The sequence below is a fragment of the Dialister micraerophilus genome, from assembly GCF_947090205.1.
In the GTDB taxonomy this organism is placed as follows: domain Bacteria; phylum Bacillota; class Negativicutes; order Veillonellales; family Dialisteraceae; genus Dialister; species Dialister micraerophilus.
Genome location: NZ_CAMUNF010000003.1, coordinates 111719 through 128559 on the forward strand (window position 1 = coordinate 111719; position 16841 = coordinate 128559).

Consider the following 16841-nt stretch of genomic DNA (forward strand, 5'->3'; position numbering starts at 1 on the left):
ATCACCTTAGCAATTATTATATTTTTTATATGTTTCAGAATCTTCAAGATTAAATTTTTTATTAAAGAAATTCAATTTATAAAAAAGCTCATATTTTTTATAAAAAATCGATAAAATTCCTAATTCAACGAATACTTTCAAACCCAATTTTATTACAACTTTATTGATAGAATAATTAACATCTTCAAAAATGAATTCAACTAATTTATTTTCGTTTAAATCTCTTATATTACATTTTCTTAAACTATTATATATTTTAACCAAAATATCTCTATTTAATGTAGATTCATACGAAATTTCAATATCTTTACAATTTAATTGTACATGTTCACCATACCAATTATGAATTTCAGGTTCATAAACTACATCAATCAATTGTCCTTGATTGCAAAATGAATTATCTTCGTAATTCCAAAAAACACCTTCTATTTCTTCTTTATTATTAAAAGTACTGAATTTAAAATGCTTATTTTCATTTCCTATTCTACGTGTCTTATTTACAAGAATTTCTTTACTCAAAAATAAAGGTTTAGGATTATCACACCCAAAAGGCTCCAATATATCTAATGAACGAATAAAATCTAATGTAATTTCATTTAAAGATATATTCTCTTCAATTTCAAGTATAGGAATACAATCTTCATCCGTTATTTTTTCATTTGTATACTTAATCATTCTTTCTTCAAACAGTTTAATATTTTCTTCTTTTATACTGAATCCTGCAGCCATTTTATGTCCGCCAAATTGTAATAATATATCAGAATGTGCTTTTAAAGCTTCATAAATATTAAATCCCGGAATACTTCTACAAGAACCTTTACCTACACCGTCCTTAATTGATATTACAAAAGAAGGTTTATTGTAAGTATCCAAAAGTCTTGATGCTACAATTCCTATTACTCCCGGATGCCAATTTTCACCTGCAATAACAATAGTTTTTTCTTTGGACAAATCTTTCTTTTTCACAATATCTTGAGCATATCCGTAAATTTCACGTTCTATTTTTTGACGTTCAGAGTTTATTTCACAAAGTTTTTTCGCCAACTCTTTTGCTTTACAATCATTTGTTGACGTAAGAAGTTCAACCCCGATTTTTGCATGATTTATTCTTCCCGCCGCGTTTAATCTCGGTGCAATAATAAATGATATATTTTCTGAACGTATCATTTTTTTCTGATTTTCTTCATTTTCTTTTAAAATTCCTGTTTCATATAATAATGCTTTAAGGCCTTTATTTTCAGTATTTATTAAACGTTTTAATCCTTCTTTTACAAATATTCTGTTTTCGTCTGTTAAAGAAACTACATCGGCAATTGTACCTAATGCAACTAATTCTATATCGTTAAAATAATCTTTATTGAACTTTTTTAAATAAATAGCTCTACATAAAGAATAAGCAACTCCACAACCTGCCATTTCACTAAAATGATATTCACAATCTTTTTGATGCGGATCTATTACTGAAATAACATCCGGAAGCTCATCAGGAGGCATATGATGATCTGTGACAATTACATCTATATCTTTTGATGCTTCTTTAAAAATTTTGGCAGCGGCTATACCACAATCTACCGTTATAAGTAAATCATATTTTTTTGCTAAATTATTTATCGCATTAACATTAGGTCCATACCCTTCAGTTTCTCTATCAGGTATGTAATAACCTACGTTTACACCTAAATTTTTAAAGAAACGATATAAAATAGATGTTGAAGTAATACCATCAACATCATAATCTCCAAAAATTACAATATTTTCATTTTTATTTATTGCAATTAAAATTCGATCAACTGCACTTTTCATTCCTTTCATTACAAATGGATTTTCAAGTTCATTTAAACTTCCATGAAGAAAGGGAATCAGTATATCTTCACTGTTTATACCTCTTCTTATCATTATTCTTGCCAATGCATCGGAAATATTTTCTTTTTTAAAAAAATCAGGTATTACTGCCACTTCTTTATTTTTTTCTTCTAAATTCCATTTATACTTAGACATGATTTTAACTTTCCTTATAATTATTTTCTTATTTTATTTTAGCACGTTTAATTCTCACTTTCTATATTTTGTTATCATTTAAAAAGCAACTCTTTTCAGAGTTGCTTTTTCGTTTAGTCCCAAATTTCTTTCATTATTTTTTTAAATTCTTCTTGTAAGTGATCAACTATTACTTCTAAAATCACCCAAATAACTTCTGCATCAAATCCATCTTCAGTACATGGTATGCATGCATCTAAAAATACTGAACCATCTTCAGATACTACATATTTAAAAACCTTATAGCTTCTATTCAATTTATTCAAATATTCCAATATTTCAGATTTATTATCATCTTTTACAACAGATGGAATAAGTTGAACTCTTATAATACTGTACAATGTATTATCTGTAATAATAACTGTCGGCAATCTTTGTCCTTCAGTTTCTATGAAAGAACGAAATATTTTTGTATTATTAGCGTCCGTTCCTTCTTCAACAGAGAAAAATTTAATCTCTTTTTCTTTTAAGAATTTTTCAAATTTTTCACCTTTTAAATTTTTGCGATTTTCTTTTTCCATAAATATACCTCTCCATAATATTTATTCTATTTTCTTTTATTGTACATCGTTATTTTAAAATAATCCAGTACAAGTTCTTTTAAGGATATTATTTTTTCACTTATTGTTGCAACTAAAACATTATGCTATCATTTATTTGATTATAAAAATCTAAATATAAATAGAGGCTAATTATGAATGATAAAGATTATATGACACTTGCTATCCAAGAAGCTAAAAAGGCCTATATGAATAATGAAATGCCTATAGGCGCAATAATAACTTATAAAGATATTATTATTGCAAACAGTTATAATGAATGCGAAAAAAACAAAAATATTTTTGATCATGCAGAGATACTTGCCATAAAAAAAGCTTCTAAATTACTAAACACCTCTCGTTTGACGGGTTGCACTCTTTATGTTACCATAGAGCCATGTCCTATGTGTGCCGGTGCTATTATGCACTCACGCATTGATCGATTAGTTTTCGGTGCTTTTAATAATTTATATGGCGGAATTATCTCAAAATATAAAATAGGTAAAGATTCATATATGAATCATACTTTATCTGTCATATCAGGAATTGAAGAAAACACTTGTAAACAATTGGTATGTGATTTTTTTAAAAACAAAAGACGTTAAATATGGAGCGGTATCGAAGTGGTCATAACGGGGCTGACTCGAAATCAGTTGTACCTTAGGGTACCGTGGGTTCGAATCCCACCCGCTCCGCCATTCACTTTTTACAAAGTAACATAAAGTTCAAACAAGTAGATAAACGTTATAAGCTCGCATTGTTGCGAGCTTTTTTATTATATTATTTGTAACATCAAGGTGGGTAAAGTTATCTAAGTTTGCCCCTTTTTTGCCCCCCTTTTTTCGTTTTGCCCCCTTTTTTATTATTTTGCTATTAAAGCTATTGCAAATACTGCTGTTGCGAGTTGCCATATATGCTTTTGTCGCTTTTCTGATTTAATCTTTGCTTGAATTTCTTTCTCGTACTCGTTTAAGTGTTGATTGACTTTCACTAATGATTTCTCCGTCTTTTCGTTCGATGCTTGTAATATCTTTATTTGTTCGTTCGCTGTTTCTAACTGAATCAATGCTATTTGTAATTGCTCGTTCTGTTCTCTCAATAGTTCGTTTTTCTTCTTGTTGTGCGTCTCTAATAGTTTTAAGTTCGTTTCTAATTGTGTCAGTTCCGTTTCCGTGATGGTGTATGTTTGTTCTTGTGCCAATGATGAAGTACACGGCAGTAGCACACAAAACAAACAAAATAACGCATACAAAAAACCTTTTAAATAGTTCTTTTTCATTCATAGTTTCTCCTTTCTTTTCTGCTTTTTATGTATTGTGTCGGTATATGAGTTTTTATGTTCATTTTATTTCCATAGATTAGTATTTTTGTCGGTTGTATTTTCTTTTCAAGTTCTTTTATTCCTTGTAGAAATATTTTTTCCGCTTCTTTATTATTTGTTGTTCCTATGTCGGAGATAATAACTGCACTTCTTTTTTGTATTCCGTCGAAGCAGTATTCAAAGCTTTGCTTGTCGCTCCATGAAATGGTAGGTATTATGTGTATTCCATAGTGTTGAAGGTATGCTCCTATCCATTGTTTACGATAGGTGTTCCATATTTGCATTGCTGTCGGGTAATCGGTGTATAGACTGAAATCGGGGCTTGCTATTACTTTGAATTTTGAAAGTTTTCTTGCGTATACTGTCGGTCTTTGCCATATTCTTTCGAATTGGTAATCATCCAAGAAAAAATGCACTTCCGTTTGAGTGCATTTTCCTTTGTATGTGTTTACTTCGTTGAATCCTATCCATGTTTCGGGCAGTTCAATGTTTTCTTTTTTGATTATGGGTATATCGTACTTTCCTACTCCTCTAAATCTTTTGTATTGCAGATTTAGATATGTACGTCTATCTTTTTTCTTTATTATTTCCATTTTCATCTACCCACCCAAGTTCCCATTTTTTAGGATTTAATAATTCTTTTTCTTTTTTTAAGTCTTCTTTCCTTGTCTTTTTTAACCACCAGATATCCCCACGCTTTTCCATTTCAAGTCTACGTTTTTTTCTCTTTTCATATAAATCAAGATAGTATTTTTTATAGTATTTTCCTCGTCTTTTCTTCTCTTTTTCTATTTCTTCTTTTGTGTAATCTCTCAACCAATCATATCCTCTATTATACAAATCATGAATTGATTCACCATCAAATATCTTTGCTTCCAATGCGTCTTCAAGCGTAGAATATCCATTAAGTTCTTCAACAAATCTTTCCGTTGGAGAAACATCTCTATAAAAAGTAAAAACCCAATTATCCGTTCTTTTTCCATTTTTGCCATAATAAAATTGGTTATTTAATATCCACTCTTCATTAAAGGCTGTATTTTGAAGTATTATAGGTGAAAACCCGTCTTCTTCTATTATATCTTTTATTAAATCTTCCCATTGTGGGAAATTTTTTTGTATTCTGTTCATTTTTTACCTCTTTATTTAACAATTAAACTTTCACCATTTGCAATTAAAATTCTCCTCAAAAGTTTTCTTTCCGACCTTCTAAGTCTTCTAGCTTTACTTCTGTTATAGCCTATATGGACATGTCCCAAATCTCCTTTGCCTAAAGTTTTTCGATGTATTTGTTTTACATCTATAAATTTATATGCAAATCCCATCCTGTCTGTAAATGTTATTGATTTTATATTTCTATTTTTCGCATTTACCAATACATAAACTCTATGTGGCATCATCGATTCGAACGGAGTTTTACTTTGTTGGCCTTCATTTCTTGGCTCTATAAATAATATCCGTTTATCTTTCGTGTGTAGCTTTCGTCCAAATTTGTTTGTTTTTACTTGTTTATATGCTGTTCCGTATTTTGCAAGTTTGGCAAGATTGCTTGTCGCTCCTCGTCCGCCCATGTTTCACCTCCATTTTAACATATTAAAAAGCGTTCACTCTATTTTGTCACTTACATTTTTCATCGCACTGTCACCACCTTAAACGATTTAGTTTTATAAAAGTTTGTAAAAACGTACTCCATAGAATACTTATTGTCTGAAAACATAACTTTCCAATAGTATTTATAGTCCGCAGTAACAGTAACATCTTTGTCTTTGTCGTATTCTATATAAATCTTTCCATTATGAAATTCTGCTTTTGTTTCTTTGCCGTTTACATACACTTTTAAATCTTCAACGTATTCTACAGGCTCTATATATTCACCTATTTTTCTTATAGGAATATATCCGCCGTCATCTTCTCTTGAAAGTTGTACTCCCTTTTCCGTATTATCTTCAGGGTCGTACCACAAAAAAGGTTCATTGCCCCCTTTTATAGAAGCAACGAACCCCATTATTGTTTTATATTGTTCTGTTGTTAAATAAGCAAACTGTGCGGTTATTTCCCATTGAGGATATTTCCACGTTGTCATAGTTCGTACTCGTCCGCTTCCGGAACGCTGAACTTTAGTATCCCATTTTTGCGTTTTTGTAGACTTCCATGCAAACGTTTTTATATCAGGAAACTTTCTCATTACCACACCCCGCTTTCACTAGCAAACCCTTGATTTGTTTCAAACAATTTTTGCTTAATTACATCAAGCCCTTTTCTTTCCATAAACTCAGCGAAAGATTCAGAATCCATTGTTGTCACGTTAAGTGTAACGCTACCTCCACCACCGTTATTTGCTACTCCTTCGCCTATAGCTTGGAATGTCTTTTCATTAAACGGAACAACAGCTTCTTTGTACTTTCCTTCTCCGATTAATGCAAGTGTCGGACTGTCTACCATACCGCCGTTTGCAAATGCAGGCAGTGCCAATTTACCCACCATACTTGCATTTTGATATGCTGCAAGACCTGCAGTTGCCGATGCGCCCCATGATGCCAAAGACTTTTGAAGTGCCAATTCTCTAACTAAAGGTAGTTGCGAAGCTGCCGATGCATTTGAACTTGCAGCATCTTTCGCTTCGGCTTGTTTTCCGAAAATGGCAAGTTTCAATCTCGAAGCTATCCAGTTAGCAACATAATCTGTAAGCGTTTTAAGAATTGTTTTTCCTAAATTCTGAAATGCTTTTTGCAACGATATTGTGCCTTGTAAAAACTCTGAAATACTCTTCGAAAATTGTCCGAAACCTTGTTGTTGAACATTGTATATCATTTCTTGCATATTGAAATATGAATCTTGAACCGCTTGTGCATAATCTTCCATAAGTGCTTTTTTCAGTTCATAATTATCTTTGTGCATTACATAATCTTCATCCAATGCCAATTGCAAAGCTTCAAAGTTTTGAGTTCTCATAGCTTCTTTTATTTCAAATTCTTTATCTGCTTGGGTTAAAGTATTGAGTTCAAGTGCCTGATTAAACTTTTCACGTTCTGCCATGATTTCATCGTTTGCCGTTTTCTCAAAGCTTATACGGTTATTTGCATCAAGTTCATAGATCACTCCTCTACTCTTTAGAGCATTTATAAATATTTCTTGGTCGTGCTGTGACATTTGTGCATAATCTTCTGAAAGTGCCGCCCATTTATCCCTTATTTCATTAACCGTTGATTCATGTTTAGTTATAAGGTCATCTAAAGGTTTTACATTACCTTCCGAATCAGTCGGTGTCATTGCCTTTTTATATTCATTTGCCAAATTACGAACTTTATTTTCAAGTTCACGAGTTTTTGCCATTTCCTCAGACAATGCCTGTTCACGCTTTTTAGCATACATTTCCATTATCATCTGACGGTCGTCTTCATAATTAAGATTATTAGCCTTAGATTTTTCCAACTCTTCGAGTTCTTTATCTCTCCAGCGTTCGGCAAGTTGTGATTTTGTTTTGAACATTTCACTCCATTCATCCTTTAAAGATTCATGAAGTCTTTTCGCTTCGTTAATTGCTGTGTCGGCACTACCGGCACCGCCGCCACCACCGCGGGGAGAACCGCCGCCACCCGAAGCACCGCCGATGTCTCCGCCCATATCCGGAACTGCCACTTCGCCGCCACCGGTTATAGCATCAGCCATTGAACCAGCAACAGCTTCAGTTGCATTAACAAACTCTTGCGCAGTATCTGCACTTATTTCTTCGATTTCAGATAAGCCCGAATAATCAAATTTAAAGACTTCACCGAGTTTTGCCCCGACTTTATTAATTGCACCGATAAGTTTATTTATTAAAGAAATAATTCCATTAATCGCCCATGTAGTTGTATGCACTATTGACGACCAAACACTTGAAAGTGTCGCTTTAAGTCCGTTTGATGCAATACTTGAAGCTGCAAACGCAGCCGCTAAAGCTGCAAGAAGTCCGATTATAATTCCGATCGGATTTGCATACATAATCGCATTCAAAACAGCTTGTGCGGCAGCTTGAGCATATGTTTTTATTGTTGCAATGCTTGTAAGTGCGGTAAATACCTTAGTCAATCCGTTCAATATCGTTTCTCTTGTGATTGTCAATGTCATTATAGAATTATATGCAATAGAAGCCGCACATAATGCAGACATTATAGCTTTTCTTGCAATTTGTAAACCTGACAATACCTTTTCTTTTGCTGCAAGCAATGCAGTTTTTACCGTTAATGTCGTTATGTTTAAAGAAGCAACCACAGTATATGCCGTATATCCCACAAGCGCCGAAGTTGCAACTGTCATCACTGCAGGCAACGCCGAGAATGCCGATTTTATAAGATTTACACTTGTTGTAATTGCAGCACTTGCCGTTTTGAAAAGTAATGCAACCCCTTGTATTGCGACATAGGATGCCGCTGCAAATCCTTGTATAGTTGCTTGTACACTTTGGAAAACTGCACCGAACGCATCAGACTGTGTTATGCTCTCAAGTAATTCAAACACCGGCTCAAACGCCTTACTTGCAGTGTTTGAAAGTATTTGCATTGAGTCTTGAAATGTCATCGGTATTTTCTCAAACTGTTCATTTGTTTCTTCTGCAGTGTTTTTCAAAGCATTTTTAATAACTTCCGCAGTAATTACCCCTTGTGACGAAAGGTCTCGGAGTTTACCCATCGGCACATCCAATTCTTTAGCTATTGCTTGTGCAAGAATAGGAGCGTTTTCCATAATTGAGCGAAATTCATCACCTTGAAGTCTTCCTGATGCCATTGCTTGCGTTAATTGATACATGCCCGCAGTCTGTTCTTGTATGCTTGCACCGCCTATTTTAAATTGCTTATTAAGTTGTTCTGCAAAAAATATCATTTCTTCATTACTTGAAAATGCTTCTTTTGCAAGAATACCTAGTTTAGTAACGGTGTCCGCCATATCGTGATATGAGCCTCTTGCTCGATTTGCGGAATTGTACACCATATCAAGCAATTGTTTATTTGTGTGCATGCCGTCATTCATTATCCCTATACGTGAGCTTATCAATGCGTATCTATCCGACATTTCCGTTATTCTTCCTATTGCCGAACCTGCCATTGAACCCACTGCAGCAAGCCCTGCAGCTGCTACTGTAGTTGCAAGCGGTATCTTTGAAAGTCCTTTTGTAACGATACCGCCTAACTTTTTGCCGAATATTTCTTCCGCTTTTACTCCAACAGAATCTAAAGCATTACTAAGATTTTGAGAATCTCCGGTTATTCGTACTCGTATTGTGTTATCTGCCATTAATCTATCTCACCGCCTTGCTCTATCCACTCTTTCATAAACATTTCATCATCACGTTGTCTTTCCTCTCTTGTAGGTGGATGCAATGAACGCATAATGTCTTTTACTTTTATTCTTTGGCTTGATTTAGCTATGTGCACATTTGTCATCATTGTTGTAAAAAAAGCCGTCTTGGCATCTGATTCTTTCGTTCGGATTTTATATCCGTTCAAAAGCTTTTCAAATTCCAAGACGGTCAATCTTTCAAACTCCCACGGTTTTAACTCAAGTACACTATATGCAATTTTCTCCGCTGCATTGACCCACTCAAAAAAAGACGTAGGGGCGTTTAAGCCCCTTTCGAGTTTTTTGCTTTCTTGCTCTCTTTTATCGTTTCAATTCTTTCTTCCGGGAATGCTTCGTAATAAGCTTCTTTCCCTAAAAGTCCGCTTGCAATAATTGCTTTAAGTACCGGAGCAACAAATTCATCATAAGTATATGTTCCTTCTTCAAGTAATTTCTGCATTTCTATTGCATACCATTGCGGAGTTCTACGTTTGCAATGTTGCATGCCTACAGAAAATGCCGATGTAAGCTCTACAAGTCCGAAACCGTTGGCTATCGCTGTAACTATAGGCTTTTTCAAAAGACTTTCAAGTTCCATAAGTCTTAATATATTAAATGAAATACTTTCATTTTCGCCGAATAAATCGCATTGTACTCTTTTCATATTAAAACCGTCCTTTCATTAAATCCCGCTCGGCTGTTTTACTTCTGACAAAGGTCCGACACCCGACAATGTGCCTTTATATGTTGCAACGTCATCATGCGGTGCATCAATTGACATTTCAGTAATAGATGCCCATCCTGTGACATATGTCTTATCAGGATATTCAAATTTCAGATGTACAAGCTGACTGTCCAAGAAAGCTTGATTCAATACTTCAAGTCCTTCATCGTTTACCATAACTAAAGTGTCAAGTTCAATACTCCATTCTTTGAGTCCTTGCAGTGTTGTTTTCCAACCACCGCTATCTTTATAGGATGCGTCTATTGTGTCGGCTTTGCGTGATAAAGATCCGCCACGCTGTCCGCCGATTTTTACCCATTGTGCATTTTTATCTTCATCAGTTCCTACATTTACGTAAATAAAATAATTCTTACCTACCGTTGCAAGTGATGTGCCTTTCAATGGTGCCATTGCCTTTTTACTTATTGTCATTACCAAATTCCTCCTGTTTCATCTAAGTTATATAATCTAATATCTAAAACATACAAAGTACCGTATAAAGGGCGTAAGCTTTCGTCGCTTGCCCTTTTTTCTTTTACTGATATGTCCAATATTTGCCAAGACGAATCGAAAACGCATCTAGATCTATCAAGACTTCCTATATCTTTTCTGAAGTCCGACAATATGCGTTCTACTTTCGATTCAAGCTCGGCAAGTTTTTCATATCCGCCTTGAAATTCTTGTGAATCATCTCTAATCCATGTCTCAAGATATACGGTACTTACCAACTCTCTTTCTTCCGCTCTTTCTCCGCGTTCTTCAAATCCGCGTGAAAGAACTATAACATCACCCTCGTCATAATTAACTTGGGTAACAATATCCGCACCGATATAAACATTTCCGTTGAAATTTTCAGATATGTTGTTTTTTAAATGTTTTAACAGTTCATACCACATATCCTGTTACCCCCTACGTAAGCTCACGGCACGATAGTTTTTGAAAGGTTTATCTTCAACAATATCTTCATCACCACGTACCAAGTCTTGTGCGGTTATACTTTTTTCAAGCATTTTTATACGCTTTTCGTAATATTCCAATTTACGTCCGTAATAATCAGGATTGTCGTTTCCGCTTCTAATTCCGAAGGGAGCATTAAGCCCGTAAGATTTCATTACACAAACTTCCCGAAATGCATAAGCTTCAATAAGTTTATTAACTATGAAACTTTCTTTTACTGATTGCGGTAAAACTCCCAACTTTGTAGCAAAGAACGCAAGCCAATTCAAAGCTTTACCAGATATTTCTTCAGTTACACAAGGTCCTAAAAGTTCATCACTTCCATGTAAACGTTTTACTAAGTCCGCCGTTTTCACCAAGTGCGGTCACCTCCTTAAGCATCTTTCCTGTATATGATTTAAAAATCTCATTGATCAAAGATTTTTTACTCTTTAATGCATCAAAAAGAAATGCATCTTTTCCCGTTCCCGGATGATTTACATATTTTGCAAATATCCATTTGCCTCCTTTTGTAAATCTCAAAGATTTTTTGTTCTTAGGAAATATCTTATGCGGTGGTGTCCCTTGATGTACAAAAGGTGCATAATCAGCTATCGCCGTATTTAAAAATACTTCTCCGGTCATGTTATAGAACCGTGTTTGTATTGCTCTTTCCAAACTGCCGGTGCGTGATTTAAAACGATGCTTAGTCCTTGCCTCGTCTTGTATTTCAGAAATGCTTTCTTTTATAGCAAATCTCGTGTTTTTCTCTACTAAGTTGGATATATTACTCATTCTTTATCATCCGCTTTTTTTACGCGTTTACGTGTAATTTTTACTTCTTCGTTGTTTGTGTCTTCATCTTCAACAACTTCATTCTCAACAACTGCATAGCCGTGACTTTTAAACCAGTTTATTAAATAGGGATCGGATGTTTCACCGACCCCTTTACTGAACAATACCGTCACCGTTTCGCCTGTATAGTCTTTCATCGGTGCGTATATTTTCGCCATAATACCCTCCTTATTACTTAAGTTTTATATTTCTTAAAACGGCAGCGGCTTTTGTCGCTTTGAGTGCTACCGCCGACACCATTTCAACTTCTCCTGTCTTTACTGCTCCGGAAGTTGTGAAATCGGGTAACCATGTTTTAACCGGTGCCTGTCCTGCAAGTGAAACCGCATGGAAACCGTCCAATCCGAAACGCACCGCATAAAGTGATGTAGTATTGTCTTCCGCCTTAATCGGAACTACCGGGTCGTTTTTACCCGCTTTTGCTCCGAGATTTACAATAGGAATACCGTTATATGTAAATACCTGACGTCCGACTGAATCTTTTGTCTGAGTATATGCGGCTGCACGTCTCAAAGCTGCAAGTAATTTTACATATAAATTGCCGTTCATAAGCAATGCCGACGGTGCGGCGTCCATATTGGATAAAGTTTCATCAAGTGCATCGAAAAATTCAAGATAGTTTTTATCGATAGCTTCAGAGTTTGATAAGTCGATAGCTTTATCCGGTTTCAACTCAGTTGAGGATCCTACAAGTGCTTTTTCAAGTCCGTCAAATGCCTTGTTATTTACCCCTTTATCTCCGTTAATTACCGTATCGTTCCACAACGCGGATGCCGCTTTAATCTTCTGCTGAAGTTGGAATGTAACTTCGTTTTGAATACCGCCCATATCCGCAATTACACGGTCAACGTTGAATGTTCCGCCGAATACTGCAAGGTCAACGGATTTACGTTCCTTTTCGACTTCTTGTGCTGTGTATTCTGTATTAATTGCACGGAAGTCTGCGGTCGGTTGTGTCTTTACTCGATTGTATGAATAGGTAAGTGTTGCACCACCGCCTGTCGGAGATACCGCATCATCAAATATAATATGTTCCCACATAAAGTTTGATTTAATAAATTCATCAATTACCGTTGATTGAAGTGCATCCTGCACGTTTAATTTTGCCTGTTCAAGTGTTACTGCCATATTTAGTTCTCCTTTTTAATTACTTGTTTATCGCTTGTGCTACTGCTTGTGCTAAATTTTGAGGTTTTGAAACTTCTCCTTCTCCGTTGAAACCGCCGCTTCCTCTTGATTGAGTGTTTTTAACCGCCCATGCATGCTTTGAGAGCCACGCTTTGGTTCCGTCCGATATTGAGATTTTCTCGCCTTTTTCATTTGTCATGTTGTAAGCTCCGTCTTCTCCTACTTCAATACCTTGCACAAGTATCTTTGCCAATTCTGACGGATCCGTAGCATTACCCTTTGTGAGTTCTGAAACTGTCTGCTGTAAAATATCCGCCTTAATACGTTTCTGTTGCTCATCAATTCTCGCTTTCTCCGCAGCTGCGTATTTTTTTGATATTTCGTCAACTTGTGCTTTAAGTTTCGATAATTCACTTTGGTCTCCTGTACCTTTTTGAGTAAGCTCCGTTACTTTTGCATTAAGTTCTTCAATTTTAGATTCAGATTCTTTCTTTGAAGTGCGATATTTCGCCGCCTCAGTATTAAGCCTTGATATTTCAGACTTTATACATGAAATATACTCTGAACCTTTATCCAAAGCACCTAATGCCTCATACAACTCTGCCAATGTCATAATGTACCTCCTGTGTACGTAAAAATTTGAGTTCCCGACTCAATAAAAAATACCGTTCTTTAACGTCTGCGGTCGAAAGCTTCTATCTTTCTAAAAGACAAATAAAAAAGATAAACGCAAAATACGTTTATCTAATTAACAAATTTTATTTAGTTCTCTCAATAAAAACGAGTTGCCTCCCGAAACATGAAGCAACTCATCGACACCGAGAAGAGCCACTTGGTACCAGAGGTGTCCCGATGTCTGTATCACAATTTTATTATATCATTATTTTATTACAAAATTCGTATATAACCTCTACCGCACCATTATTCGACGCAACAGCACTTTAATACCATGCCGCCATTGCTATTTTAGGATATTCTTGTTCACTTACCATTTTCCGTGTTCTTTTCAATGCATGTCCCCAATATTCACTATTCGTAATTTTTTGTGCTTTTTTTATTATTCGACATGTTTTATTTTGTATGTTAATTTCAATTAATCCAAAATCTTCTTCATCTTCAGGATGATATCGGTATACAGCTTTTTTATCATTTAATTCAATCAAAAACAGAGTAACCATTTCATCACCCCTTTCGCTTATAAAAATACTTACTTTCAGCCAATTTATGTGCTTCTTTATATGTTAAATTATACCTTTTTTCTAATGCTCGTTCAAGGTGTTCATGTCTTAATAAGACGATATCATTATCATTGTAATTTCCAGCTAATAATCGTTGAAAAGATTCTGACATATAATAACTTGCGTCAAACTTTCTATATCCATCACAAAGATGATGTTTATCAATAAAAACATGATTAAACACTTCGGAAAGAAATCTTTTTGAAAATCCTGAGTTTTTAGATATTTTATCTACAAAACTTTTTTCTCCAATATTTATTATAAACTCATAGTAACGTTCCGCATGTGCCTCCCTTCGTTCTTGCGTTGGATCATTTTTATCATTAAGTGCACCATATATAGCACCGTTATTCACTTCACTAATTCTGCTTTTCATGTATTCTTTACTGTAATTTCGTGCTTTCCCCGTCCAATTTCCTTTTTTCAGTACCTCAAGTCTTCCGTATACTCCCAATAATCTTTCTTGTTCGTGTTTGTTTAAACCGTTAATGTATTCCATTCCGCCCTTTTGTATTTGTTCTTTTTCTTCTCCTTGTATGTATTTTGAGCCTTGCATTAAAGGTCTTATATGACACATACAATTAGGATGTACAGGAAGTATCGGCACTTTATCTTTCGGGTATATCCCTTTTCCCATTCCGTATAAATCCGCATTTGCGTATAGATCGCATATATCTTTATATCCGTGATTACTTGATGTTTGCCATTTAAACGCTATACAATCTTCATCGTTTGCCCATTGTCCCATTACTCCGTCCGCATATGCTCTTGCAAGTTCGGTTCTTGCTATTCGTCTTGCAAAATATCTTGTCCTTTCTTGTGTTGCGACGTATATCGCTTTTTCAACAACTCTATCACGTCCTGTTTTTACTGCTTCTTTTACTTTGTTGTAAGCTATTTTCATACCTGTAACGTTTACTTTTTTTAGTTGTCTTTCCACTTGTCTTGTTAATGCGTTTATTTCTTTATGTGTTAAGTCCGTTTTCTTTGCCGTATTGACAAGGTCCTTAAGAAACTCGGGTATTTCTTGAGTGGGAAGTATATTCCCGTAACCGTATCCATCAAAAAGAGCCAATGCCGTTTTTTGCACTGACTCTCCCTTTTTTATTGCATTTTTTATTGTTTTTGATACTTGTTTTATTACTTCTTTTTTACCTTTTATCGTACGCTCGGACAATGTAAGCTCATCTTCACTCCAAACAAGTTGAGATGCAAGTTTTATTGTTTTTAACGAAATATTTCCGCCGCTTCCTCGTTTCATTTCACTTATTATTTGAGGTTCTATTTCTTTTTTTATTTCACTCATTACCGGATATTTTTTATATGCTTCATTAACCGCATCTTTAACGCTTAAGCCTTTTTCTAGAAGTCTTTTTATTTCGATTTCAAAGGCATCAACCGTTTTGTTCATCTTCGTTGTCTTCATTTACATCGGTATCCTTGTAAATATTCTCTTCTTTTTTATCATTAAAATGTTCGGAAACTTCATTTACTATTTTGTCATATACTTCGCTTGAAATATTAGGTAAATAGCTTTCAAGTACTTTCTTTAACACTTCTTGTTTATATTCTTCGCTATCAAATCCGAGTTCAAGTGCCATTTGTGCATTTGCAAGCGATTCTGTCACGTCATTTATCTTAAAGTTTCTTGGATATTCACATTGATAATTTACCGTTTCGCCAGCCCATGCTTCATAAAGTTCAATTATTTCTTTATCTGCACTTTCACAACGTGCAGAGAAGTCCGCCAATCGTTTATTTGTTTTTTCAAAGTCCCATTGTTTAGCAACACCTGTTTTTGTGTAATCGTCTCTTACTCCCATTACTGTTTCAAGTCCTGACATTCTATACATTTCTTTTATTAATCTATCCATTTGGTCTGTAAGCATTGTTGCAGGTTCAGCAGGCGGTGCTATGAAATTCGGCGTATGTGTTGCATCTGTAGGATAGGTTAAAACGTTATTTGTCCCGATCGTTATATCCTCGTCACCGATATCCGGCATTGTAAGAATTGAAAACGCTTGATCGCGAAGTATTTGTATGTGCCAACTACAAAGTTGATACAAGGTGTAATTAGTTTGTGCTACAGATAAGTATTCGCTAGGCGGTTTTATGTCTGTGTTTTTTGTGTTTCTTGCATACCATTGAACTACAGGCACTCTGCCCAAGTTGTGATTGCCTTGTTTTTTCTTTTCTCCTTCGCCGATTTCCCACGTGTTTTTTGTCCACACAAATGTCTGCGTTATTTCTTGATTTGCACCTTTTTTAAATGTTTCTTTGTATTTAAACATCGTAAGTCTACCGTAATTATCCATCTCCCAATCAACTACTTGACTAGGTACTACAAACTTAAGAAATGGAAGTGAACGATTTTTCAATGCTTCGTCTTTAGTTTCTTCATGTTCTGACGAATTATCTACTATAACAAAAACAGCACCGTACAATTTCGCATGCAGTGCTGCCGATTTACAGAAATCTTGATATGTAGTTTTATTTCTATCACAGTCGTTTAAAAACATCTCAAACATTGCCAATGGTTTATATTCTCGCTTTATGTTGTTTTTAAATATCGGGTCTACTCCCGCGTTAACTATCGGTGCGGTGTAATTCAAATAATACGCCAATCCTTTTCTGTCTATATAGTTCTCTATGCTTTCTCTCGGGTGTTGCCTTAATCCTTGCCCATTTTCAAACATCCCCGTGCCGTAATAGGCATTTTCAAGCAATGTGTATTTATTTGTCATTCA

The 16841-nt window shown here is 35.0% G+C and carries 21 protein-coding genes and 1 tRNA gene; 2 read left to right on the forward strand and 20 right to left on the reverse strand.

What is annotated here, in order from left to right; translation table 11 throughout:
• Positions 1-6: 6 nt before the first annotated feature.
• Positions 7-1998 carry a single-stranded-DNA-specific exonuclease RecJ gene (gene recJ, locus P6922_RS03055; protein WP_276874146.1) on the reverse strand — a complete coding sequence of 664 codons (1992 nt, stop codon included), beginning with the start codon at positions 1996-1998 and terminating at the stop codon, positions 7-9.
• A 113-nt stretch (positions 1999-2111) separates the two neighbouring features.
• Positions 2112-2558, reverse strand: a complete 447-nt coding sequence (locus tag P6922_RS03060) for a YbjN domain-containing protein (protein ID WP_276874148.1) — start codon at positions 2556-2558, stop codon at positions 2112-2114.
• 173 nt (positions 2559-2731) lie between these two features.
• Between P6922_RS03060 and P6922_RS03065 the strand changes: the two genes are divergently transcribed.
• Together P6922_RS03065 and P6922_RS03070 are read left to right on the forward strand one after the other, a co-directional pair.
• Positions 2732-3181, forward strand: a complete 450-nt coding sequence (locus tag P6922_RS03065; RefSeq protein ID WP_276874150.1) for a nucleoside deaminase — start codon at positions 2732-2734, stop codon at positions 3179-3181.
• A 4-nt stretch (positions 3182-3185) separates the two neighbouring features.
• Positions 3186-3274, forward strand: a tRNA-Ser gene (locus P6922_RS03070).
• A gap of 164 nt (positions 3275-3438) precedes the next feature.
• On the opposite strand, the gene P6922_RS03075 is transcribed toward P6922_RS03070, so the two are convergent.
• The 18 genes from P6922_RS03075 to P6922_RS03160 all read right to left on the reverse strand — a co-directional run bounded on the left by P6922_RS03075 (position 3439) and on the right by P6922_RS03160 (position 16838).
• Complete coding sequence (locus P6922_RS03075) at positions 3439-3855, reverse strand: hypothetical protein (RefSeq protein WP_276874152.1); 417 nt, start codon at positions 3853-3855, stop codon at positions 3439-3441.
• Positions 3852-4496 carry a DUF4417 domain-containing protein gene (locus tag P6922_RS03080; protein WP_276874155.1) on the reverse strand — a complete coding sequence of 215 codons (645 nt, stop codon included), beginning with the start codon at positions 4494-4496 and terminating at the stop codon, positions 3852-3854. The genes P6922_RS03075 and P6922_RS03080 overlap by 4 nt, the downstream gene beginning before the upstream one ends.
• Positions 4465-5025 (reverse strand): hypothetical protein, encoded by a 561-nt coding sequence (locus P6922_RS03085; RefSeq protein ID WP_276874156.1) that lies wholly within the window; start codon positions 5023-5025, stop codon positions 4465-4467. Before P6922_RS03085 ends, P6922_RS03080 begins: the two co-directional genes overlap by 32 nt.
• A gap of 11 nt (positions 5026-5036) precedes the next feature.
• The gene (locus P6922_RS03090) at positions 5037-5465 is read right to left on the reverse strand and encodes a hypothetical protein (RefSeq protein ID WP_276874158.1); all 429 of its coding nucleotides are present in this window, start codon (positions 5463-5465) and stop codon (positions 5037-5039) included.
• A gap of 59 nt (positions 5466-5524) precedes the next feature.
• Positions 5525-6079, reverse strand: coding sequence for a DUF2460 domain-containing protein (locus P6922_RS03095; protein ID WP_276874161.1), 555 nt, complete (start codon positions 6077-6079; stop codon positions 5525-5527).
• Entirely contained in the window at positions 6079-9168 is a 3090-nt protein-coding gene (locus P6922_RS03100; protein WP_276874163.1) for a tape measure protein, read from the reverse strand. Before P6922_RS03100 ends, P6922_RS03095 begins: the two co-directional genes overlap by 1 nt.
• A complete protein-coding gene (locus P6922_RS03105) occupies positions 9168-9407 on the reverse strand; it encodes a hypothetical protein (protein WP_276874166.1) in 240 nt (79 codons plus the stop codon). The genes P6922_RS03100 and P6922_RS03105 overlap by 1 nt, the downstream gene beginning before the upstream one ends.
• An 89-nt stretch (positions 9408-9496) precedes the next feature.
• Entirely contained in the window at positions 9497-9877 is a 381-nt protein-coding gene (locus tag P6922_RS03110; protein WP_276874168.1) for a hypothetical protein, read from the reverse strand.
• A gap of 18 nt (positions 9878-9895) precedes the next feature.
• The gene (locus P6922_RS03115; protein ID WP_276874171.1) at positions 9896-10369 is read right to left on the reverse strand and encodes a phage tail tube protein; all 474 of its coding nucleotides are present in this window, start codon (positions 10367-10369) and stop codon (positions 9896-9898) included.
• On the reverse strand, positions 10369-10833 hold the full coding sequence (locus P6922_RS03120) for a hypothetical protein (RefSeq protein WP_276874174.1): 465 nt from the start codon (positions 10831-10833) through the stop codon (positions 10369-10371). Before P6922_RS03120 ends, P6922_RS03115 begins: the two co-directional genes overlap by 1 nt.
• Before the next feature lie 6 nt (positions 10834-10839).
• Positions 10840-11250 carry a hypothetical protein gene (locus P6922_RS03125; RefSeq protein WP_276874177.1) on the reverse strand — a complete coding sequence of 137 codons (411 nt, stop codon included), beginning with the start codon at positions 11248-11250 and terminating at the stop codon, positions 10840-10842.
• Positions 11210-11668: a hypothetical protein gene (locus P6922_RS03130; RefSeq protein ID WP_276874179.1), complete on the reverse strand. Its 459-nt coding sequence runs from the start codon at positions 11666-11668 to the stop codon at positions 11210-11212. The genes P6922_RS03125 and P6922_RS03130 overlap by 41 nt, the downstream gene beginning before the upstream one ends.
• Positions 11665-11886, reverse strand: coding sequence for a hypothetical protein (locus P6922_RS03135; RefSeq protein ID WP_276874182.1), 222 nt, complete (start codon positions 11884-11886; stop codon positions 11665-11667). Before P6922_RS03135 ends, P6922_RS03130 begins: the two co-directional genes overlap by 4 nt.
• 13 nt (positions 11887-11899) lie before the next feature.
• Positions 11900-12856: a major capsid protein gene (locus P6922_RS03140; protein ID WP_276874184.1), complete on the reverse strand. Its 957-nt coding sequence runs from the start codon at positions 12854-12856 to the stop codon at positions 11900-11902.
• A 19-nt stretch (positions 12857-12875) separates the two neighbouring features.
• The gene (locus P6922_RS03145) at positions 12876-13469 is read right to left on the reverse strand and encodes a hypothetical protein (protein ID WP_276874186.1); all 594 of its coding nucleotides are present in this window, start codon (positions 13467-13469) and stop codon (positions 12876-12878) included.
• Between the two features lie 328 nt (positions 13470-13797).
• Positions 13798-14034: a hypothetical protein gene (locus tag P6922_RS03150; RefSeq protein WP_276874189.1), complete on the reverse strand. Its 237-nt coding sequence runs from the start codon at positions 14032-14034 to the stop codon at positions 13798-13800.
• A 4-nt stretch (positions 14035-14038) separates the two neighbouring features.
• Positions 14039-15520: a hypothetical protein gene (locus P6922_RS03155; RefSeq protein ID WP_276874192.1), complete on the reverse strand. Its 1482-nt coding sequence runs from the start codon at positions 15518-15520 to the stop codon at positions 14039-14041.
• Positions 15489-16838: a hypothetical protein gene (locus tag P6922_RS03160; RefSeq protein ID WP_276874194.1), complete on the reverse strand. Its 1350-nt coding sequence runs from the start codon at positions 16836-16838 to the stop codon at positions 15489-15491. The genes P6922_RS03155 and P6922_RS03160 overlap by 32 nt, the downstream gene beginning before the upstream one ends.
• Positions 16839-16841 lie beyond the last annotated feature (3 nt).

Excerpts from the sequence above, each read along its gene's own strand:
- P6922_RS03140 (WP_276874184.1), bottom strand. The coding sequence starts at position 12,856 with ATGGCAGTAACACTTGAACAGGCAAAATTAAACGTGCAGGATGCACTT.
- P6922_RS03160 (WP_276874194.1), bottom strand. The coding sequence starts at position 16,838 with ATGACAAATAAATACACATTGCTTGAAAATGCCTATTACGGCACGGGG.
- P6922_RS03085 (WP_276874156.1), bottom strand. The coding sequence starts at position 5,025 with ATGAACAGAATACAAAAAAATTTCCCACAATGGGAAGATTTAATAAAA.
- recJ (WP_276874146.1), bottom strand. The coding sequence starts at position 1,998 with ATGTCTAAGTATAAATGGAATTTAGAAGAAAAAAATAAAGAAGTGGCA.
- P6922_RS03080 (WP_276874155.1), bottom strand. The coding sequence starts at position 4,496 with ATGAAAATGGAAATAATAAAGAAAAAAGATAGACGTACATATCTAAAT.
- P6922_RS03075 (WP_276874152.1), bottom strand. The coding sequence starts at position 3,855 with ATGAAAAAGAACTATTTAAAAGGTTTTTTGTATGCGTTATTTTGTTTG.
- P6922_RS03155 (WP_276874192.1), bottom strand. The coding sequence starts at position 15,520 with ATGAAGACAACGAAGATGAACAAAACGGTTGATGCCTTTGAAATCGAA.
- P6922_RS03120 (WP_276874174.1), bottom strand. The coding sequence starts at position 10,833 with ATGTGGTATGAACTGTTAAAACATTTAAAAAACAACATATCTGAAAAT.
- P6922_RS03065 (WP_276874150.1), top strand. The coding sequence starts at position 2,732 with ATGAATGATAAAGATTATATGACACTTGCTATCCAAGAAGCTAAAAAG.
- P6922_RS03090 (WP_276874158.1), bottom strand. The coding sequence starts at position 5,465 with ATGGGCGGACGAGGAGCGACAAGCAATCTTGCCAAACTTGCAAAATAC.
- P6922_RS03145 (WP_276874186.1), bottom strand. The coding sequence starts at position 13,469 with ATGACATTGGCAGAGTTGTATGAGGCATTAGGTGCTTTGGATAAAGGT.
- P6922_RS03110 (WP_276874168.1), bottom strand. The coding sequence starts at position 9,877 with ATGAAAAGAGTACAATGCGATTTATTCGGCGAAAATGAAAGTATTTCA.
- P6922_RS03115 (WP_276874171.1), bottom strand. The coding sequence starts at position 10,369 with ATGACAATAAGTAAAAAGGCAATGGCACCATTGAAAGGCACATCACTT.
- P6922_RS03150 (WP_276874189.1), bottom strand. The coding sequence starts at position 14,034 with ATGGTTACTCTGTTTTTGATTGAATTAAATGATAAAAAAGCTGTATAC.
- P6922_RS03100 (WP_276874163.1), bottom strand. The coding sequence starts at position 9,168 with ATGGCAGATAACACAATACGAGTACGAATAACCGGAGATTCTCAAAAT.
- P6922_RS03130 (WP_276874179.1), bottom strand. The coding sequence starts at position 11,668 with ATGAGTAATATATCCAACTTAGTAGAGAAAAACACGAGATTTGCTATA.
- P6922_RS03060 (WP_276874148.1), bottom strand. The coding sequence starts at position 2,558 with ATGGAAAAAGAAAATCGCAAAAATTTAAAAGGTGAAAAATTTGAAAAA.
- P6922_RS03095 (WP_276874161.1), bottom strand. The coding sequence starts at position 6,079 with ATGAGAAAGTTTCCTGATATAAAAACGTTTGCATGGAAGTCTACAAAA.
- P6922_RS03135 (WP_276874182.1), bottom strand. The coding sequence starts at position 11,886 with ATGGCGAAAATATACGCACCGATGAAAGACTATACAGGCGAAACGGTG.